The organism is Streptomyces spiramyceticus (genome assembly GCF_028807635.1).
GTDB classification, from domain to species: Bacteria; Actinomycetota; Actinomycetes; order Streptomycetales; family Streptomycetaceae; genus Streptomyces; species Streptomyces spiramyceticus.
Genome location: NZ_JARBAX010000001.1, coordinates 2,501,985 through 2,522,738 on the forward strand (window position 1 = coordinate 2,501,985; position 20,754 = coordinate 2,522,738).

13 protein-coding genes and 1 pseudogene are annotated in these 20,754 nt (G+C 70.4%); 7 read left to right on the plus strand and 7 right to left on the minus strand.

Features of this window, described 5'->3' with window-relative positions:
* Positions 1-41 precede the first annotated feature (41 nt).
* Positions 42-944 (plus strand): class I SAM-dependent methyltransferase, encoded by a 903-nt coding sequence (locus PXH83_RS11195; RefSeq protein WP_274559380.1) that lies wholly within the window; start codon positions 42-44, stop codon positions 942-944.
* A 92-nt stretch (positions 945-1,036) separates the two neighbouring features.
* On the opposite strand, the gene PXH83_RS11200 is transcribed toward PXH83_RS11195, so the two are convergent.
* The 3 genes from PXH83_RS11200 to PXH83_RS11210 form a co-directional block, all read right to left on the minus strand.
* Positions 1,037-2,581, minus strand: coding sequence for a serine/threonine-protein kinase (locus tag PXH83_RS11200; RefSeq protein WP_274559382.1), 1,545 nt, complete (start codon positions 2,579-2,581; stop codon positions 1,037-1,039).
* Entirely contained in the window at positions 2,578-3,156 is a 579-nt protein-coding gene (locus PXH83_RS11205) for a hypothetical protein (RefSeq protein WP_274559384.1), read from the minus strand. Before PXH83_RS11205 ends, PXH83_RS11200 begins: the two co-directional genes overlap by 4 nt.
* Before the next feature lie 183 nt (positions 3,157-3,339).
* Positions 3,340-5,406 carry an N-6 DNA methylase gene (locus tag PXH83_RS11210; protein ID WP_274559387.1) on the minus strand — a complete coding sequence of 689 codons (2,067 nt, stop codon included), beginning with the start codon at positions 5,404-5,406 and terminating at the stop codon, positions 3,340-3,342.
* Positions 5,407-5,601: 195 nt separating this feature from the next.
* Here PXH83_RS11210 and PXH83_RS11215 point away from each other — a divergent pair, with 195 nt between their 5' ends.
* Positions 5,602-6,405 carry a DUF4190 domain-containing protein gene (locus PXH83_RS11215; protein WP_274559389.1) on the plus strand — a complete coding sequence of 268 codons (804 nt, stop codon included), beginning with the start codon at positions 5,602-5,604 and terminating at the stop codon, positions 6,403-6,405.
* 72 nt (positions 6,406-6,477) lie between these two features.
* Here the strand turns inward: PXH83_RS11215 and PXH83_RS11220 are convergent, their stop codons facing one another.
* The gene (locus PXH83_RS11220; protein ID WP_274559391.1) at positions 6,478-7,236 is read right to left on the minus strand and encodes an HNH endonuclease family protein; all 759 of its coding nucleotides are present in this window, start codon (positions 7,234-7,236) and stop codon (positions 6,478-6,480) included.
* A 149-nt stretch (positions 7,237-7,385) separates the two neighbouring features.
* Here PXH83_RS11220 and PXH83_RS11225 point away from each other — a divergent pair, with 149 nt between their 5' ends.
* Both PXH83_RS11225 and PXH83_RS11230 read left to right on the plus strand, forming a co-directional pair.
* Positions 7,386-8,825 carry an ATP-binding protein gene (locus tag PXH83_RS11225; RefSeq protein ID WP_274559394.1) on the plus strand — a complete coding sequence of 480 codons (1,440 nt, stop codon included), beginning with the start codon at positions 7,386-7,388 and terminating at the stop codon, positions 8,823-8,825.
* Between the two features lie 45 nt (positions 8,826-8,870).
* Positions 8,871-9,257 (plus strand): annotated as a pseudogene (locus PXH83_RS11230) (GDSL-type esterase/lipase family protein); the annotation flags it as partial.
* Positions 9,258-9,394: 137 nt separating this feature from the next.
* Here the strand turns inward: PXH83_RS11230 and mfd are convergent.
* The 3 genes from mfd to PXH83_RS11245 all read right to left on the minus strand — a co-directional run bounded on the left by mfd (position 9,395) and on the right by PXH83_RS11245 (position 16,532).
* The gene (gene mfd, locus PXH83_RS11235) at positions 9,395-12,925 is read right to left on the minus strand and encodes a transcription-repair coupling factor (protein ID WP_274559396.1); all 3,531 of its coding nucleotides are present in this window, start codon (positions 12,923-12,925) and stop codon (positions 9,395-9,397) included.
* Positions 12,926-13,137: 212 nt separating this feature from the next.
* Positions 13,138-15,729: an ABC transporter permease gene (locus tag PXH83_RS11240; RefSeq protein WP_274559398.1), complete on the minus strand. Its 2,592-nt coding sequence runs from the start codon at positions 15,727-15,729 to the stop codon at positions 13,138-13,140.
* Positions 15,726-16,532, minus strand: a complete 807-nt coding sequence (locus tag PXH83_RS11245; RefSeq protein ID WP_274559400.1) for an ABC transporter ATP-binding protein — start codon at positions 16,530-16,532, stop codon at positions 15,726-15,728. The genes PXH83_RS11240 and PXH83_RS11245 overlap by 4 nt, the downstream gene beginning before the upstream one ends.
* A 262-nt stretch (positions 16,533-16,794) precedes the next feature.
* Between PXH83_RS11245 and PXH83_RS11250 the strand changes: the two genes are divergently transcribed.
* The 3 genes from PXH83_RS11250 (at position 16,795) to PXH83_RS11260 (ending at position 20,625) form a co-directional block, all read left to right on the plus strand.
* Positions 16,795-18,414 carry an MFS transporter gene (locus PXH83_RS11250; protein WP_420803147.1) on the plus strand — a complete coding sequence of 540 codons (1,620 nt, stop codon included), beginning with the start codon at positions 16,795-16,797 and terminating at the stop codon, positions 18,412-18,414.
* A 223-nt stretch (positions 18,415-18,637) separates the two neighbouring features.
* The gene (locus PXH83_RS11255; RefSeq protein ID WP_274559402.1) at positions 18,638-19,024 is read left to right on the plus strand and encodes a DUF485 domain-containing protein; all 387 of its coding nucleotides are present in this window, start codon (positions 18,638-18,640) and stop codon (positions 19,022-19,024) included.
* Positions 19,021-20,625, plus strand: coding sequence for a sodium/solute symporter (locus PXH83_RS11260; protein ID WP_274559404.1), 1,605 nt, complete (start codon positions 19,021-19,023; stop codon positions 20,623-20,625). Before PXH83_RS11255 ends, PXH83_RS11260 begins: the two co-directional genes overlap by 4 nt.
* Positions 20,626-20,754 lie beyond the last annotated feature (129 nt).

Genomic DNA, 20,754 nt, shown 5'->3' on the forward strand with positions numbered 1-20,754 from the left:
CTGCCCCCCACCCACAGGACCGAAGCCAGAGGCGAATCCGCATGCCATCTCTGCTGAGCAACCGGCTGACGAAGTGGGCCCTGCGCCCTGTCGCCGCGCTCGTCGACCAGCGCATCTCACGCAGCACCGCCGGACTCCGCAAGGAAGTCACCGAGCTCCGGCGCAGGCAGCACGGCATCAGCATGCTGCTCGACCGCACCGGGCGCGGCCAGCACCGCATGCCGACACCCGATCAGATCAGCACGCTCGTGAGCGAGGTCGGGGCCGCGACGGACGAGAGTGAGCGCGCCCGCCGCAATGTCACCGTCGCCTACCGCAATGTGGTCGCCATCGAGGCGCTGGGCGTCGGCCGCATGGCGGGCGGTACGTCCAATGTGTGCGGCAAGCTCGCCACCATCCCGCTGCTGGCGCCGCGCAACGGCAATGATCTCGAAGTCCTCGAAATCGGCACGCTGCACGGCCTGTTCGCGGCCGCCCTGATGCGCATGCTGCACCGTACGGGCATCGAGGCGACGCTGACGATCGTGGACCCGCTGGCGGGCTCCCAGCTTCAGCCGGGCACATCGGACTACGAGGAGCCGACGGGCACTCCGGTCCGCGAGGACGTCGTACGGGCCAACCTGGCGCTCGGCGGCGGCCGTCCGGGCGTCGAGGCGCGCATCAGGCAGGGCTTCTCCGGCGATCCCGACGTACGGGCGGAGATCTCCGACCGGAAGTACGGCGTGATCGTGGTGGACGGGGACCACTCCTTCGAGGGGGTGCGCGCCGACCTGGAGTGGGTCGAGCTGATCGCCGCACAGGGCGGGATCGTGGTCCTCGACGACTACGGCGACGGGCGCTGGCCCGGGGTGAAGGACGCCCTGGACAAGCACCTGGCGGGCGGCGACAGCCGGCTCCAGATGGTGGGCCGGGTGGCCACGTCCGCGTTCCTGCGGGCGCACTGACCAACCGGCACCTGTATCGGGCGCCGCTGCCGCCCTGTATCAGGCGCCGCTACGGCGGCCCGTAACAGGCGCCCTGCATCCGGCGGCCCGCATCAGGCGCCCCGCATCCTCTGGTGCCGGTCGAGGGCGCGGCGCACCTCGGCCGGCAGTGGGTGGTACGCCCCGTACGCGCGCTCAGCGTCGTACAGCAGGCCCTGCAACTGGCCGTGCGCGGCGGCATGGTCGCCCATCGCGAGCAGCAGGTTCGCTATGCGGTGCCGGATGTCGAAGGCGCGGGCGGTGGCGTCGGCTGTGGCGGACGAGGCGGCCGCCCCCTGCCCGTACTGGTTCTCGTAGTACGGGAGCAGGCCGCGGTACTCGGCGAGCGCCGCGGCCGGTTCGCCGAGCTGCTCCAGGCACTGCGCCGCGTCGTAACGGAACTGGAGCGCCTGCGGGTCGGCCAGGCCCGACTCGGCCGCACGGTCGTCGGCGAGGCGGCGCAGCTCGGGCAGGGCGCGGCGGTACTGCCCGTCGTCCAGCAGCGTCGCGGCGTACTGCTTGCGCAGGATGCGGACGACCGGGGAGCGCTCACCGTGCTGCGCGGCGGCCGCGGGGAGGATGCCGCCGAGGATGTCGACGGCCTGCGTGATGCGCCCTTCGCCGAGGAGCTGCTTGACCTCGTCGACCGCGGCCGCGACGTCCGGCTGCGCCTCGGTGGGCGTCGGCTGGGCGACGGGCGGGGTGGTGGCGCGGTCGGGCCAGGGGGCGTGCGGGCGCAGGAAGGGGCGGGTCGGGTCGAGCGGGCCCGACGGCACACCACCGTGCGCCGGCAGCAGCGGGACCAGGGCCTCGTAGACCTCCTGAGCGGAGGAGGGTCGGTGCTGGGGATCCTTGGCGAGCAGCCGCAGAACGAGCGCTTCGAGCGGCTCGGGGATGTCCTGGCGGAGCTGGCGCACCGGGAGGGGCGGCTCGTACAGGTGTCGGTGGAGGACCCCCAGGACGGTGGATCCGGCGAACGGGACATTGCCGCTGAGGAGTTCGTGCAGGAGGACGCCGAGTGCGTAGAGGTCGGTGTACGGGCCGACCGCGCCGCCCATCGCCTGTTCGGGCGCCATGTAGGCGGGGCTTCCGATGGGTGACCCGGTGTGGGTGAGGCGGGTGGTGTCGGTGTCGAGGACGGAGGCGACGCCGAGGTCGAGGACGGTGACTGTGCCGTCGGGCTTGACCATGACGTTCCGCGGCTTGAGGTCGCGGTGGACGATCGGCACGGCGTGTACGGCGGAGAGCACGGCGCATAGCTGGGCGGCCACGGAGACGGCCCACGGCCAGGGGTACGGGTCGTGCTCGGCGAGGTGGTCCGCGAGGTCGGCGCCCTTGACGTACTGCATGACGAGGTAGAGGTCGTCGTCGTCGCTGCCCGCGTCGTGGACGGTGACGAGACCGGGGTGGTCGACCTGCGCGGTGACACGGCACTCGCGCACGAAGCGGCGGCGCATGTCCTCGGCGGCGGTGGCGGCGGCCATGCGGTCGGGGCGCAGCAGCTTCACGGCTACGCGGCGGTCGAGGCGCTGGTCGTATGCGTTCCAGACCTGGCCCATGCCGCCCTGCCCGATGACGGTGGCCAGCTCATAACGCCCGGCGATGATCCGTCCGTTCACCGGTCCTGGTCACCCCGCTGGTCCTTGCGCAGGAGGTCGCTCAGTTCGTCGAGCTCGGCGCGGACCTGGTCCATGCGGTGGGGTGGTTGCTGCTGTGGCGGCTGAGGCTGCTGCACCGGGGCCGGATTGGTCGCCGGGGTGTTCGCGTACGGGTTCGGGTAGCCGTAGTGCGGCGGGGCGGCTGCCGGGGCTGCGTACGGCCCGTAGGGGACGCGCGGGGCGGGGGGCGTGTACGGGGCGCCCGTCGCCTGGAGCCGTGCGTAGTACCGGATGTCGAACGTCAGGAAGTACCCGGCGCTCGCGGCTCCGAGGAGCAGGATGCAGGCCAGCGCGATGTCGGTCCTGACGTCGCCCTCGGGCAGCGTGCCGACGACGGCGAAGCCCGCGATCGCGACCGGCAGGCTCAGCCAGGCGAGGGCCCAGTCGAACCGTCGCCCCCGCAGGATGGCGATACGGAACAGCGGCACGCACGACAACATGCCGCAGCTGAATACGGCGCCGACCGCGAACAGCACACGCATGGTGATGACGACGCCGTCGCTACGAACGGGCGGCGCGCTGCCGGAGCCGTGCATGGCTGCTCCTGAAAGCTGGTGGGACCCGCACATGGGGACGTGCACGGGGACAACGCGCGTCGTGGGGTACGCGCTTCGAGCGTATACACCGACACTGACAACGGTCTCCGGGTTGTACGGATCCGGTGTGGCGCACCTCACCCCGGACTCGCCGTCCCTCACTCGGGCCCCACGTCCCCCGGCTTACTCCGGTCGTACGGTCCCGTCCGTCAGCCCGTCGTACAGCCCCTGCACCAGCTGCTCGCCGAGGCGCCCGGCCATGCGCAGGGCGTCCTCGAAGGCGGCGAGTGTGCGGAAGCGTTCGCCGTAGAGCCGCTGGTCTTCGAGCGGCAGCCGGGGCAGCTGGAGGCGGCGTACATCGAGCCGGGTCGAGGTGGAGGCATAGCTGCTGGCCTGCCGGTTGTTGGCGGTGCCGCGCAGGAACCCGGCGAGGAACCAGGGGTCCAGTGCCTCCGGGTCCGGCCTGAGCAGCTGGAGGCTGCGGCCGAGGGCGGCGCCCGCCGTCGCCTCGTCGACGACGCGGACGACGGCGCCGCCGCCCAGTACGGGCACGACGATGTCGCCCGCCTCGACGAGTACGGGGTCTTCCGCCGGTCCTTCGGGAAGGGTGCCGGAGGGTGCACCTCCCGTGAGGACGTCCTGTTCGGTGAGGACGGTTTCTCCCGATCCGGCTCCCGCGCCGCCCGCGCGCAGTACCAGTGCCCCGGCCCTGGCGAGTTCGCCGACGGTGGTGGCGGGCCAGCGGACGGGCTGCGCGGACTCGACGGTGGAGGGCGTGAGTTCGGTGGTCATCCGCAGCGTGTCGGCCAGCTGCTCCCGTACGTCGGCGAGTTCGGCGGCGCCGCCGCCCGCGGCGGGGGGCGGGAGGTGGCGGGCGGGGGCGAGGTCGACGTCGTCGTCGAGGAGCTCGATGACGGACACGGCGCGGCTGACACCGGGGCGCTCCTCGACGGTGCCCCGGCGGTCGAAGGTCTGCCAGGTGTCGAGGACGGTGGTGTGCAGGGCCTGCCAGTCGAGCTTGTCGCGGCCGGCGGCGGAGAGGTCGGCGGTGTCGACGAGGAGGAGTTCGTGGGCGGGCCGGCCGTCGGCGGCGGGCTTGCGCAGCACCCACAGGTGCAGCGGGATGCCGTACGGGGGCGCGGCGCCGGCGGGCAGGGCGACGACGGCGCGCAGGGCGCCCCGGCGGAGCAGGTCGGCGCGGATGCGGCGGCCGGAGCGGCGGGAGGCGGCGGCGGGTGGCATCAGCAGGACGGCGGTGCCGCCGTCGCGCAGCCGGGCGAGTGCGTGCTGGACCCAGGCGAGTTCGGACTCCGTACGGGCCGGGAAGCCGTACTCCCAGCGTGGGTCGTACGCCAGCTCGTCATGGCCCCAGTTGCGTTCGTTGAACGGCGGGTGGCAGAGGACCGCGTCGGCGGCGAGGTGCGGGAAGGCGTCGGCGCGCAGCGAGTCGTCGGCGGCGATGCGTACTTCGACGGCGCCGTTCTCGGCGTGCAGGGCGAGGCGCAGGGCGGTGAGGGCGGCCAGGTCGGGGTCGGCCTCCTGACCGTGCAGGGCGGTGGCCGCGGGGCCTTCCGGGGCGGCAGGGGACTGCGACGCGACGGCGCGGAGCAGGGTGCCGGTGCCGCACGCCGGGTCCAGGACGCTGCGGGGGCTGCCGGCGAGGGCGGCCATCAGGGCGGCGGGGCCGGGCGGGGTGAGCGTGTACTGGCGCGGGTTGGCGTCGAGGTGGCGGCCGAGCAGGAACTCGTACGTCTGGCGCGCGCCGCCCAGCCCGGCTGCGAGTTCGGCGGTCGCGCGCAGCAGGGGGACGGAGGGGGTCAGTTCTGGCGTGCCCGGGGTGGGTACGGCGCGGTGCGCGCCGAAGCGCGGGGTGAGGATTTCCTCCAGGGCGGGCGGGAGGAGGTGTGCGAGCTTCTCGTCGGAGACGGCGGCCAGTTGGAGCCAGGCGGTGGGCCTGTCGCGTACGAGGAGGAGCACGCAGCCCGCGTGGATCAGGGCGGGGACGGCGCCTGCCGGGTGACCGGCGAGCTGCTGCCAGACGCGCTCGCGCAGCGGGACCTCTGCGATCTTCCCCTGGTCGCGCAGCCACTGCTCGACCTCGGCCAGGGCGAACGAGGGACTCGTCTCGGTGCCGCCGACCGGTCTGGGGAAGTCGGGGTGGCGACGGCGCCAGTTGCTGACGGCGGCGCGTCCGACCCCCGCGAGCCGGGCGATTCCTGCGGCGGTCACCTCTGCTGCGTTGTCCGACACCGGCCGGCTCCCCTCGTACACCTGCGCCTGCTTGTGCATCGAGCATACCCATGGACACAAGACGCCCCGATTCACGACGCGAACAGGCATGAATCTGTGAATCCTGTTGACTCGGTTCACAAGCTCTGCTGTGATTACCGCATCGCAGCACGGGGCGGCAGACAGTCCCGAACACACCTTGTCCGGAGGACATCCATGTCTCAGCACACGCAGCAGCCTCAGTTCCCGCAGGCACCGGTTCCTGCCGCGCAGGCCCGCAACGGCCTGGGCACTGCCGCCCTGATCCTCGGCATCATCGGCGCACTGTCGGGCCTGATCCCGTTCCTCTTCTGGCTCGCCGGCATCCTCGGCATCCTGGCCCTGATCATGGGCCTGGTCGGCCGTGGCCGCGCCAAGCGCGGCGTCGCCACCAACAAGGGCGTGGCCCTCACCGGCGCCATCCTGGGCCTGGTCTCCCTGATCATCTCGGTCGTCGGCGCGGTGATCCTGTTCAAGGCCGTGGGCGAGGCAGTCGACGAGATCGACAAGGCGACCAACGGCGCGTCCGCGTCGAAGAAGCCGGGCGACGACTCCGCCAAGGGCGGCGACAGCGGCGGCGACAAGGGCGGCGAAACCCTGGCTGCCGGCGACTCGGCCCTCTACCCCGACAAGCTGACGGTCACCGTCTCCGAGCCCAAGCCGTACACCCCCAGCGAGTTCGCGGTCGGTCACACCAAGGGCAACAAGGCCTACCAGGTCACGATCGTCGTCGAGAACGCCGGCAAGAAGGCGTTCGACGCCTCCCTCTTCACCACCGAGGCCCGCGCCGGCAAGGACGGGGTGAAGGCCGAGGGGGTCTACGACGACAAGGTCGGCGAGCCCCTCACCGGCAAGATCATGCCGGGCAAGAAGGTCACTCTGCAGCAGGCATTCGACGCCCCCGCCGACGCCAAGGGCCTCACCGTCGAGGTCTCCCCCGGCATCACGTACGACGCCTCGCAGTGGGACCTGAAGCTCTGATCACCAGCAGCACCGCGAGACCGGGCAGGCCGTCGGAGGGGACGGCCTGCCCAGTCCCATGTGTGTGTACGGCTAAGCCCCGCACTGCCTGAGCATCATGCTCTTGTCGGCCGCCGTCACCGGCATCTCGTACTTCAGGGCCACCTGCGCGAACCGCGTCACGTAGGAACAGCGGATCCTCTTGTTGGGCGGCAGCCAGGAAGCCGGCCCCGAGTCACTCTTGGAACCATTGGCCGGCCCCGACACAGGCAGAAGATTCAAGGGATCGTTGGCAAGCCGCTTCCGCTTGTCCTCGCCCCACCGGGCAGCGCCCATCTGCCAGCCGTAGGACAGCGGAATGACGTGATCGATCTGCACGGCGGTGGCCTTCTGCTTCCGCCATTCAATGGTGGTGGCGGTGTACGGGTCGTCCAGCGTCATCGCCACGACGACACAGTCGGAACCCGAGCGGTACATGAGGTCCTTCCCGTCCCTGGCCAGGAGGTCGTTCCTCGTGTCGCAACCATTGCGCGCCAAGGGCACGCCGTCCGCCGTATCCATCCAGGCGTACCCGAACTCGTCCCGGTCGTAGCCCGTCTTCGGCCCGCGCCCCTTGGTGGACACCGCGCCGATCAACTCCCGGGCAGCGGCCCTGCCCTTCTCGGAGCCGATCGGCCCCAGGCCCGCCCTCGTCCCATCGGGATTGTCCAGCGGGCGGGCACCACCGCCGACAACCGCGTCTCCCGACCCCCCACCACTCTCCGCACCCGAGGTACCCGGGGTACAGCCGCTGACGGCGAGGGCAACGGCAAGCGCCGTGGCGGGAAGGGCGGTGCGGAGCGCGCGTATCAAGGCATTCCGTCCTGACGGGTCGGGATTGAGCAGCCCAGAATCCCACAGGGGCCCTTCGCCTCTCCGCATTCGCCCGACTACCCTTCGAAACATACATAGAGGTATCATTCATCAATGTACGTTTCACCGGTGACGGCTAAGGGCGGGACATGGGTTTCTACGGACGTCAGCACACGCTCGATGACCTCGGACGACGCCTGGACCGCATCCGGGAGACCGGCACCGGCCAGATGCTCGCCGTCCGCGGCCGACGCCAGGTGGGCAAGTCCCGGCTGTTCACACGCTTCGTAGAAGAGTCGGGCCTGCCGTATCTGTACTTCTCGGCAGTCAAGAACGCACCACCATCGGCTCAGCTCCACACCCTCACCGCCGAACTGCACACCTCGACGACGCCGCTGAAGGACGCCGAGTCGCTCTTCTCGGCCCCTCCCGCCGACTGGCGTGACGCCCTGGGCCGGATCGCCGTCGCCTGTCGTGACACGCCTTCCGTCGTCGTGATCGACGAGTTCCCCTGGGCCGCCACAACAGATCCTTCGCTCGAAGGGCAGCTGCAGAACGCCTGGGACCGGCATCTGGAGAACACGCCCGTGCTCTTCGTGCTGATCGGTTCGGACGTCACCATGATGGAGCGGCTGACCGAACACGACAGGCCTCTGTACGGGCGCGCGAAGAACATGCCGGTCCAGCCCTTCAACCCCGCCGAGTGCGCGCAGGCGCTGGGTCGGGACGCTGATCCGCTCGCCGTCGTCGATGCCGCGCTCATCACGGGTGGCTACCCCCGGCTCGTACTCGACCTGGCCCGTGCGGGCAGCACCCACGACTTCGTTCACGAACAGCTCGGGGACGAGAACAGCGACCTCGTGGTCATGGGGCAGCGGTCCCTCGACGCCGAATTCCCCGATGCCCAGCAGGCGCGGCGCGTTCTTTCCGCGATCGGCGGCACGGATGTCGGCTTCAGTTCCTTCACCCAGGTCGTCGGCAGGCTTCCCGAAGAGGGGGCCACCGCGCAGACCGCGGTCACGCGGGCCATAAGAGTCCTTGCGGACAAGGGGGTTGTGGCCGTTGACGTTCCGGTGGGCGCCGGTACAGGCAGCAAGCTGCGCCGCTACCGGATCGGCGACCCCTATCTGCGTTTCTGGTTCCGCTTCATCGAGGAACAACAGGCACACATCGCGCGAGGCCGGCCCGACATCGCGCGCAACGCCTTCGACCACGGCTGGAGCAGTTGGCGGGGCAGGGCGGTCGAGCCGCTCGTCCAGGAGGCCGTCTCACGCCTCGGCCCCGATCTGCCCGCCCTCAAGGATGCGGGGAGAGCGGGCAGCTGGTGGAATCGCGACAACAGTCTTGAGTACGACGTCGTCGTCCCCGCCACGAGCGGCAAGAAGGTACTGCTCCTCGGCTCGGTGAAGTGGCGCGAGAACAAGAAGTTCAGCGACCGCGAACTCGCCCACCTCGCCGAGGCCCGCATCAACGTCCCCGGCGCGGCAGCGGCACCGCTCCTCGCGGTGTGCCCGGCGGGCATGGCCGTGGGAGTGGCACCGGACCTGACCCTCACCCCGGCCGACCTTCTGGCCGCTTGGCGAGCTTGAGGCCGGTGGTGGGCCGCGAGGAACCGATCACCCGGGCTCAGCGAGCCGGGCGTGCGCACGGTCATCGTGCTCGAAGGCCTCAACGACATCGGCGGCAACGGCTGGCAGGGGTTCCCTGGCGGTCCCACCCCCGAGGTGTCCGCCGACCAACTCATCGACGGCCACCGTTCGTTGATCCGCCAGGCGCACGCCAAGGGCATCAAGGTGGTCGGCGCGACCCTGACGCCCATCAAGGGCTCGTTCTACGACGATGCCGAGAAGGTCAACGAGGCCAAGCGCGACGCGGTCAACCACTGGATCCGTACCTCCGGCGAGTACGACGCCGTGGTTGACCTGGACCGCGCCCTAGCCGACCCCTCCGACCAGGACCGCATCGCCACCGCCTATGACTCGGGCGACCACCTGCACCCGAACGACGCCGGATACCGCGTGATGGCCGACGCCATGGACCTCGACGCGCTTAGACGGACCGGCCGGGCGTGCCCGGGGTCGCGCAGAGGCGACCCGGGCACTCCCCGGCTAGTACTGGCTAGTACTGGCTACGACTCGCTACGACTCGCTACGACTCGCTACGACCCCAGGATCGTCGTGAGGAACTCCCCGGTCCACCCCAACAGTTCGCGGCCCACCACCGGCTTCCCGCCGATCTGGCCCGTCGTCGGGCGCGGGACCAGGATCTGGTGCGTGGCCGGCTTCAGCACCGTGCGCGGATACAACCGCTTCAGCCTCAGCTCCTGCGACTCCCGCAGTTCCACCGGGCCGAAGCGGATGTTGGGGCCCGCGAGGGTGATGTCCGCAACGCCGCACGCCCGCGCGAGCATCCGCAGGCCGGCCACCAGCAGCAGGTTCTCGACGGGCTCGGGGAGCTTGCCGTAGCGGTCGGTCAGTTCCTCGCGTACCGCCTTGATGTCCTCCTCCGAGTTCGCCGAGGCGATCGCACGGTACGCCTGGAGGCGCAGGCGCTCGCCCGGGGCGTAGTCGTGCGGAACATGGGCGTCCACCGGGAGTTCGATCTTGACCTCCAGCGGCGGCTCCTCCTCCACGCCGCCCTCCACCGCCGCGCGGTAGTCGGCGACCGCCTCGCCCACCATGCGGATGTACAGGTCGAAGCCGACGCCCGCGATGTGGCCGGACTGCTCGCCGCCGAGCAGGTTGCCCGCGCCCCGGATTTCGAGGTCCTTCATGGCCACGTACATGCCCGCGCCCATCTCGGTGTGCTGGGCGATGGTCGCCAGGCGCTCGTGGGCGGTCTCGGTGAGCGGCTTCTCCGGCGGGTAGAGGAAGTACGCGTAGCCGCGGTCGCGGCCCCGGCCCACCCGGCCGCGGAGCTGGTGGAGCTGGGAGAGGCCGAAGTTGTCGCCGCGCTCGACGATCAGGGTGTTGGCGTTGGAGATGTCGATGCCCGACTCGACGATCGTCGTCGAGACGAGTACGTCGAACTTCTTCTCCCAGAAGTCGACGACGACCTGCTCCAGGGCGCTCTCCCCCATCTGGCCGTGGGCGGTCGCGATCCGCGCCTCGGGCACGATCTCGCGGAGCTTGGCGGCCGCTCTGTCGATGGACTCGACCCGGTTGTGGATGTAGAAGACCTGGCCCTCGCGGAGGAGTTCGCGGCGGATCGCGGCGCCGATCTGCTTCTGCTCGTACGGGCCCACAAAGGTGAGGACCGGGTGGCGCTCCTCCGGCGGGGTCGTGATCGTCGACATCTCGCGGATGCCGGTCACGGCCATTTCGAGCGTACGGGGGATGGGGGTGGCGGACATCGTCAGTACGTCGACGTTGGCGCGGAGCTTCTTCAGCTGCTCCTTGTGCTCCACACCGAAACGCTGCTCCTCGTCGACGATGACCAGGCCCAGGTCCTTGAATTTCGTCTCGGAGGAGAAGAGCCGGTGCGTGCCGATGACGAGGTCGACCGAGCCCTCCTTGAGTCCTTCGAGGGTCGCCTTCGCCTCGGTGTCCGACTGGAAGCGGGAAAGGGCCTTCACTACGACCGGGAACTGGGCGTACCGCTCCGAGAACGTCCCGAAATGCTGCTGGACCAGCAGCGTCGTCGGGACCAGGACCGCCACCTGCTTGCCGTCCTGGACCGCCTTGAACGCCGCGCGGACCGCGATCTCCGTCTTGCCGTAGCCGACGTCGCCGCAGACCAGGCGGTCCATGGGGATCGACTTCTCCATGTCCTCCTTCACCTCGGCGATGGTGGACAGCTGGTCGGGCGTCTCGACGTACGGGAACGCGTCCTCCAGCTCCCGCTGCCACGGGGTGTCCGGGCCGAAGGTGTAGCCAGGGGCTGCCATGCGCGCCGAGTAGAGCTTGATCAGGTCGGCGGCGATCTCCTTGACCGCCTTCTTCGCGCGCGCCTTGGTCTTGGTCCAGTCGGCGCCGCCCAGGCGGTGGAGGGTCGGGGCCTCGCCGCCCACGTACTTGGTGACCTGTTCGAGCTGGTCGGTGGGGATGTAGAGACGGTCGCCGGGCTGGCCTCGCTTGGCCGGGGCGTACTCGACCAAGAGGTACTCGCGGGTCGCGCCCTGGACCGTGCGCTGGATCATCTCGACGTAGCGGCCCACGCCGTGCTGCTCGTGGACGATGTAGTCGCCCGCCTGGAGCGTCAGCGGGTCGATGGTCTTGCGCCGGCGGGCCGGCATCCGGCCCAGTTCCTTGGTGGCGGTGCGCTGGCCGGTGAGGTCGGTCTCGGTCAGGACGGCCAGCTTGAGCGCCGGGTCCACGAAGCCATAGTCGATCGAGCCGCATGCGACGTGGACGAGGGACGGCTCGACCGCCGACAGGTCCGCTTCGAGGCGGGCCGGGATTCCCTCGCCGCCGAGGACCTCCACGGTGCGCGCCGCCGGGCCGTGGCCCTCCGTGACGTACACCGTGCGCCAGCCGTCGGCCAGCCAGCCCTTGGTGTCGGCCAGCGCCCGCGCGGTGTCGCCGCGGTACGCCTCCGGGGCGTGCATGCCCAGCTTGAGGGTGTCGGCGGAGAGCTCTTCGTCCGCCGCGAAGGGTGCGACGGACCACCACATCATGTCCAGCTCGCGGGCCCGCTCCCGTACGTCCGCGATCCCGCGCAGCGACGCCGCGCCCACGTCGATCGGGGCCTCGCCTCCGCCCGCCGTGGCCGCCCACGACGCCTGGAGGAACTCCTGCGAGGTCGCCACCAGGTCGGCCGCCCGGGTCCGTACCCGCTCCGGGTCGCACACCAGCGCCATGGAGCCCTTGGGCAGGACGTCCAGCAGCAGCTCCATGTCGTCGACGAGGACGGGGGCCAGGGACTCCATGCCCTCCACGGCGATGCCCTCGGCGAGCTTGCCGAGCAGCTCGCCGAGCTCCGGGTGCGCCTCGGCGAGGGCGGCTGCCCGCGCCTTCACGCTGTCGGTCAGCAGCAGCTCGCGACAGGGCGGCGCCCACAGGCCGTGCTCGGCGACCTCCAGGGAGCGCTGGTCGGCGACCTTGAAGTAACGGATCTCCTCGACGTCGTCGCCCCAGAACTCCACCCGGAGCGGGTGCTCCTCGGTCGGCGGGAAGACGTCGAGGATCCCCCCGCGTACCGCGAACTCACCGCGCTTCTCGACCAGTTCGACCCGGGAGTACGCCGCTGCCGCGAGCGCCGCCGTGATGTCGCCCAGATCCGCGCTCTGCCCGGTCCGCAGCGCCACCGGCTCCAGGTCGCCCAGCCCCTTGACCTGCGGCTGAAGTACGGACCGTACGGGCGCCACGATCACGCTCACCGGACCTGCGGATGGGTCGTCGGCGCGGGGGTGCGCGAGGCGGCGCAGGACGGCGAGGCGGCGGCCCATCGTGTCGCTGCGCGGCGACAGGCGCTCGTGCGGCAGCGTCTCCCACGCCGGGAACTCGACGACCCGGTCCTCGGGCAGCAGCGTGCGCAGCGCGGCGGCCAGGTCCTCGGCCTCGCGGCCGGTCGCGGTCACGGCGAGCACGGTCCTGCCGGTCTCGCGGGCCAGCGCGGCCACAGCGAAGGGGCGCGCGGCGGGCGGGCCGACCAGGTCGATGTGCATGCGGTTGCCGTCGGCGGCGGCCGTCACCGCTTCGGCGAGCGCCGTGTCTCGTACAACGGCATCCAGCAGACCGTGCAGGCTCATGAAGGGCTTCCGTCCGGGTAAGCGGTGTGGGTGTGGGCAACGCGAAGGACCCGACACGTGGAACGGGCCGGGGTTCTTCCAGACTACGGCTCGCTGCTGACAACCGCGTCCGCTATCCACACCCGCACAAACAGCCCGGCCCGGCGTGTTCCTCGGAACACCCCGGGCCGGGCCCGCCCCCGTACCGCCCCCCCGTACCCCGTTCCGCCCCGCTAATCCGTGGCGATCGCGTTCAGTACGTTCATCCGCCCCGCCCGGAACGCCGGGACCAGCGCCGCGAACAGGCCCACGAAGGCCGAGGCCACGAAGACCGTGATGATCGTCGGCCACGGGATGTCCAGGATGCCCAGGCCCTCCAGGGCCAGCAGCTTCTGCGCCGACGTGCCCCAGCCCATGCCCAGGCCGAGGCCCAGCAGGGCGCCGAACAGGGCGATGACCACCGACTCCAGGCGGATCATGCGGCGCAGCTGGCGGCGCGAGAGGCCGATGGCCCGCATCAGGCCGATCTCTCTGGTCCGCTCGACGACCGACAGGGCCAGCGTGTTCACCACGCCCAGCACCGCGACGATGATCGCGAGGGCCAGCAGGCCGTAGACGATGTTGAGCAGCTGGCCGACCTGGTCCTTGAGGTCCTGCTTGAAGTCGGCCTGGTTCTGCACCTTGTACTGCGGGTACTCGGACAGCGTGTCCTTGAGCGCGGCGTACGCGGCTTCCTCCTTGCCTTCCACCGCCTTCGCATACATGACCGGGTTCAGCGGCATCCTGTCGGCCGACAGGTACTGAGCGGCGGTCGTGATGTTGGTGTACATCGCGCCCTCGTCGACGTCCGTGTCGTCCGAGGTGATCGCCGCGATCTTGAGCTTCGCGGTCTCGCCGCCCTTGAAGGCGACCGTCATCTCGTCGCCGACCTTGATGCCGTGCTTCTTGGCGTACGTGTCGCCGACGGACATGGCGTTCTTGCCGTACGCCGCCGACAGTTCACCGGCGACGGTCTCGCGCCGCAGGTCGCTGGTGTACGTCGGGTCGGCGGCGGCCAGCTCCGTCTCCTCCGACGTGCCGTCGGGGGCGGTCAGCTCGGCCTCGATGCCCTTGTAGCTGGTGAAGTGCTCGATGCCGGGGACGGCGCGCAGCGCCTTTTCCGCCTCGGGCACGATCGGCCCGCTGGGGCCGCTGCGGACGATGAAGTCCGCGCCGACCGACTTGTCGAGCTGGTCCGTCGCCGACGCGACCATCGAGGAGCCGACCACCGACAGGCACGCCACCAGCGCGAGGCCGATCATCAGGGCCGCGCCGGTCGCTCCCGTACGCCGGGGGTTGCGCAGGGCGTTGCGTTCGGCCATCCGGCCGACGGGGCCGAACATCCGCAGCACGAGGGCGCTGAGTACCCGCACCACACCGCCGGCGAGCAGCGGTCCGACAACGATGAAGCCGATGAGAGTGAGTACGACACCGCCGCCGAGGAGCAGCGCGCCGACGCTCGCCTTGTCCGCCTGCGCCGTCAGGTAGAGCAGCACGCCACCCGTACCGGTCAGGACCAGGCCGATCCCGGCCCGTATCCACCCTGCCTTGGCGTCCGCCGGAGTCCCGGCGTCGCGGAGCGCGGCCATCGGGGAGACCTTGCCGGCCCGGCGGGCGGGGATGTAGGCGGCGACGACGGTGACGACGATGCCGAGCGCGAGTCCGACGGCCGGGGTCGTCCAGGCCACGGTCAGGTCCTCGGTGGACAGCTCCATGCCCATGGAGCCCATGAGCTTCATGAGGCCGACGGCGAGACCGACACCGGCGCCGACACCGGCGACCGAACCGACGATGCCCAGCAGCAGCGCCTCCACCAGCACGGACCTGTTGATCTGCTTGCGGCTGGAGCCGATGGCCCGCATCAGGCCGATCTCGCGGGTGCGCTGGGCGACCAGCATCGAGAAGGTGTTGACGATCAGGAAGATGCCGACGAGGAAGGCGATTCCGGCGAAGCCGAGCATCGCGTACTTCATCACGTCGAGGAAGGAGCCGACGTCCTCACGGCCCGAGTCGGCGGCCTCCTTCGCGGTCTGGAGCTTGTACGCCGCCGAGTCTCCGGGCGCACCGAGCGCGCTCGCGACGTCCTGCTTCAACTGGGTGTCGCTGACGCCTTGTTCGGCGGTGACCGCGATGTGCGTGAAGGTGTCCGGCGTGCCCAGCAGCTTCTGCTGCGAGGTGGCGGTGTCGAAGTACACGACGGTCGCGCCCGGGTTGGTCACCTTGAAGGAGGCGATGCCGGAGATCTTGGCAGTGAAGTCGCCGGTGACGGCTATGGTCCGCAGCTCGTCGCCCAGCTTCAGGCCGTGCTTGTCCGCGGTGTCGGAGTCGACCATCACCTCGGTGGGCCCGCGCGGGGCGTGTCCCGAGGTGATCTCCATGGCCTTGAGGTCGTTCTGCGTCCAGTTGCCGGCGATCGTCGGGGCGCCGGTGTCGGAGCCCATGTTCTTGTTGTCGCTGTTGACGACGGTCACGGACATGCTGGTCACGGCGCCTTCGGCGGACTTCACTCCGTCCGCCTTCGCCACCTGCCGGACTACGGAAGCGGGCAGCGCCTCGGGCCTGCCGGTCCGCGGGCCCTCGTCGTCGCCGACCTCGGCGGACTTGGGGCTGACGGTGACATCGGCCGCGGTCGCGGCGAAGAGCTTGTCGAACGTCGTGTTCATGGTGTCGGTGAAGACGAGCGTGCCGCACACGAACGCCACCGAGAGGAGGACCGCGACGGCGGAGAGCGCCATCCGTCCCTTGTGCGCGACGAAGTTGCGCATGGAGGTCCTGAGGACGGTCATGACGTCCGCCCGCGCGCGTCGAAGTCGGGGGTCTGGGGGCGTCCCCCAGAAAAGCACCGCATCCTGTCGAGGACCTGCTCGGCGGTCGGGGAGAACATCTCGTCGACGATCCGGCCGTCCGCGAGATACAGCACCCGGTCCGCGTACGAAGCGGCGACCGGGTCATGGGTGACCATCACGATGGTCTGGCCCAGCTCGTCGACCGACGTGCGCAGGAAGTCCAGCACCTCCGCTCCCGCCCGGGAGTCGAGGTTTCCGGTCGGCTCGTCGCCGAAGATGATCTCGGGGCGGGCGGCGAGGGCCCGCGCCACGGCCACTCGCTGCTGCTGGCCGCCGGACAGCTGCGTCGGCCGGTGCTTGAGGCGGTCCCCGAGACCGACCGTCTCCACCACCCTGTTCAGCCACGCTGCGTCCGGCTTGCGGCCCGCGATGTCCATCGGCAGCGTGATGTTCTCCAGGGCGTTGAGAGTCGGCAGCAGGTTGAAGGCCTGGAATATGAAGCCGATCCGGTCCCTGCGCAGCTGCGTGAGCTTCTTGTCCTTGAGCTTGGTGATCTCGGTTTCGTCGAGATGGATCTCGCCCGACGTCACGGTGTCCAGGCCGGCCAGGCAGTGCATCAGCGTCGACTTGCCGGAGCCGGACGGGCCCATGATGGCGGTGAACTGCCCCCGGTTGATGTCCACATCGACGTTGTCGAGCGCGACGACGCGGGTCTCCCCCGCCCCGTACGCCTTGACGACCTGCCGCGCCCTCGCGGCAACGGCCGTACGCCCGCCGGCGCCCTCTTGCCTGCTCATGGTCATGGCCGTTGTCACGGTAGGTCTCCTAGGTCGTCGATCGAGCACGTCGAGTCTGCGAACAGCCGTAGGAACAAGCTAAGGAGCGGACCCCGCCCTCCTCGTCCTCCACCGGGACGAACGCCCCCTGGCCAGAAGTAAGGAGATCCCCCTAGGGGCTCTCCACCCTCAGGTGGACCCGCACTCGGGGACGACGGACCCTCCCGCTGCGCGACCTGCGGGTGAGAAGGTGTCGAGAGCCAGATACGTGCACGGTGAAGGGATCTTGGTGAGCGGCGCAAGCGGCACTGCGGGCACTACCGGCAGCACGGGCGGCACGGGCGGCGCCGGCAGTCCGGACGGCACGGGCGGCACGGACAGCACCGGCCCGCTACGCACCGCCCGTCGCGGCCCGGTCGTCGCCGCGCTCATGCTCGGCATGGCACTGGCCGCCCTCGACGGCACGATCGTCTCCACCGCCGTCCCCCAGATCGTCGGCGACCTGGGCGGATTCGCCATCTTCTCCTGGCTGTTCTCCGGCTATCTCCTCGCCGTGACCGTCACCCTCCCGGTGTACGGAAAGCTCTCCGACACCTTCGGCCGCAAGCCCGTCCTGATCGCGGGCATAGCCCTGTTCCTCCTCGGCTCGCTCCTCTGCGCCTGCGCCTGGAACATGGGCAGCCTGATCGCTTTCCGTATCGTCCAGGGCCTGGGCGGCGGCGCCATCCAGGGCACCGTCCAGACCATCGCCGCCGACCTCTACCCCCTCAAGGAACGCCCGAAGATCCAGGCGAAGCTGTCGACCGTGTGGGCCGTGTCGGCCGTCGCGGGCCCGGCGCTCGGCGGGCTGCTCGCCGCCTACGCCGACTGGCGCTGGATCTTCCTCGTCAACCTGCCGGTCGGCGGCGTCGCCCTCTGGCTCATCGCCCGCCACCTGCACGAGGGCGCCCGTACGGCGTCGCGTACGGCCACCCGCCCCCGTATCGACTGGGCGGGCGCCCTGGCCGTGTTCGCCTGCGGCGGCCTGCTGCTCTTCGCCCTCGTCCAGGGCGGCGTCGCCTGGCCCTGGCTCTCCGCGCCCTCCCTGGCCCTGTTCGGCGGGAGCGCGCTTCTCGCCGCCGCGACCGTCGTCATAGAACGCCGCGCAGCCGAGCCGATCATCCCGGGGTGGGTGTGGCGCAGGCGCACCATCGCTGCCGTCAATCTCGCCCTCGGCGCGCTCGGCCTCCTCATGGTCGCGCCGACCGTGTTCCTGCCCACCTACGCCCAGTCGGTCCTCGGTCTCGGCCCGATCGCCGCCGGTTTCGTTCTATCGATCATGACGCTGAGCTGGCCGGTCTCCGCCGCGCTGAGCCAGCACGCGTACAACCGCATCGGCTTCCGGCTGACCGCGATCATCGGCATCGGCTGCTCGACGCTGATCCTGCTCGCCTTCCCGCTGCTGCCGTTCCCGGGCGCCGCGTGGCAGCCCGCCCTGATCATGCTGCTGCTCGGCGCGGCGCTCGGTCTCTTCCAGCTGCCCCTGATCGTCGGCGTCCAGTCGACGGTGGGCTGGTCGGAGCGCGGCACGACGACCGCGTCGGTCCTCTTCTGCCGGCAGGTGGGCCAGTCCGTCGGCGCGGCCCTCTTCGGCGCGATCGCCAATGCCACCCTCGCTTCAAAGCTCGCCGCCGCGCCCGACGGGATACACAACGGGCTGCCAGACGACCTCGATTCCGTCTCGCACGCGCTGGGCGATCCGGACTCGCTCACCGCAGAGGCCGCCGACTATCTGCGGCGGGCCGTGGACACCGCCGTCGACCATGTCTACGTGGGCGCGGCGATCGCGGCGGGCGTCGCTCTGCTCGTGCTCGTCTTTGTCGCGCCGCGCCGCTTTCCTGTCCTGGGAGAAGACAAACCGGTCGACTGAAACGGGCCTCCTCGACCCGTTACCACCAGTAAGGTTTCGGGAGCGTCTCATTACCCGAGGTAACTGCCTGATTCCCGGCGCCAGTTCGTACGAAAGGCTCGCCGGGGCGACTACCCCTGGGTAACGTACGCGACCCCACAGCGCCCCGCCGCCGCTCCCGGCCCCGGTCGCGCTCCTCCCTGCACCCCGCTCGGGTACCAGCCGCGCAAGGAGAAGCCCGTACATGCCGCACTACCCGGAATACCTGTACCCCTGGCAAAGCTCCAAGCCTGTCCCACCCGTACCGCCGCAGCCCGTCCCCGCACACCCCGGCATGCCCGGCCACCACAGCGACCTGCGCCAACTGCGTTCGGCGTACCGCCGCCTGCGCCGCGTCGCCACCCTCACCGCCCTCGGCTACTTCACGCTCTTCCTGATCCTCTCCGGCTACGCGCCCGACCTGATGGGCAGCGAGCTGCCGGGCGGCCTCAACACCGGTCTGCTGCTCGGCCTCTGCCAGCTCCCCGTCACGCTCGTGGCCATAACGGTGTACGAGAAGTCCGCCCGCCGCAGAGTCGACCCGCTCTCCGAGAACCTCCGCAATCAAGCGTCGCGGGGAGCGGCCCGGTGACCGGATTCAGCGACTCCACGCAGGAAATCTCTCTGGTCGCCTTCATCGCGGTGGCCACAGTGACGCTGCTGATGTGCGTGATGACCGGGCCCGACCGCGACGACCTCGCCGAGTTCTACACGGGCTACCGCTCCCTCTCCCCCATGCGCAACGGCCTCGCCATAGCGGGCGATTACATCTCGGCGGCCACCGTCCTCGGCACGATCGGCGTCATCTCACTCACCGGCTACGACGGCGTCGTACTGGCCCTGAGCACGGCAGTCTCCCTCGTACTCCTGATGTTTCTGCTGGCCGAACCCCTGCGCAACGCGGGCCGGTTCACCATGGGCGACGCCCTCGCCCGCCGCGCGCCGAGCCGCGCCGTACGCATCACGGCCAGCGCCGTCACGCTCGCCGCGCTGCTCCCCCTGATGGTCGTACAGCTCGCCGGCGCCGGTCACTTGCTCTCCTTCATCCTGGGCTTCGAGGGCTCGGGATTCAGGACCAGCTGCATCGTCCTCCTGGGCGTACTGATGATCAGCTACGCCGCCATCGGGGGCATGAAGGGCACCGCCCTCATCCAGATCATCAAAACCGTCTTCCTGCTGGGCGCGGGCGTTGCGGTCGCCGTCCTCGTCCTCAATCACTTCGACTGGAGCGCAGGGGGACTGCTGGGCGCGGCCAGGGACGGCAGCGGCGCGGGCGACGCCTACCTGAGGTCGGGGCTCCAGTTCGGCGGCAACGAACTCGACATGATCAGCTCGGAGTTGACGGTCGTCCTGGGCGCCGCCTGCCTCCCCCACATCACGATGCGCATGTACAGCTCGCGCAACGCACTCGCCGTACGCCGCTCGATGTCCTGGGCGGTCTCGGTCGTCGTCTTCTTCTGCCTGCTCATCACGGTGATCGGCTTCGGCGCGGCGGCGCTCGTCGGCCGCCCGACGATCACTACGCACGACCCGCAGGGCAACACCTCGATCCTGCTGGTCACTCAGGCCCTGGTGGGCACCGACGCGTCCGCCCTCGAAACCCTGATCTTCACGTCCGTGACCACCGCGATCTTCCTCACCCTCCTCGCCTCGGTCGCGGGCATGATCCTGGCGTGCGCGAACTCGCTGGCCCACGACCTCTTCGTCCACGGCGTCCGCACATCCCTCGTGCGGGACGCGACCGAGATGGGCGTGGCCAGGGCGGCTGCGGTCGGAGTCGGCCTCCCCGCGATCGTCCTCGCGGTCCTGGCCCGCCACTGGAACGTACAGCCGCTCGTCGCTCTCTCCTTCTGCATCGGCGCATCCGCCCTCGCCCCCGCCCTGGTCTACAGCCTCTTCTGGCGCCGCTTCACGCGCACCGGCCTGATGTGCACCCTCATCGGCGGCACGCTGTGCGTCTTCGTCCTGATCACGGGCACCAACCTGGTCTCGGGATCACCCCATTCGGTGTTCCCCGCCCAGGACTTCAACTGGTACCCGTTCACCACGACGGGCCTGGTCTCGATCCCGTTCGGCTTCTTCATGGGCTGGCTGGGTACGTTCCTGAGCCGCCGCACATCCGGCGATCAGCGGCGCCAGTACGAGGCGGTGGAGGCGTGGATCCTGGCCGGGGCGGGGGGCGGCAGCCGGTGACGACTCCGGGCGGCCCTGGGGCGTGTCCGGCGGATCATGCCTGGGCCGCGGGGCTTGGCACGCACATCTGCGCTGAGATGGCGCCGCACCCTGAAGCCGGCCTGATCCGCCGGACACGCCCTGGTCGGA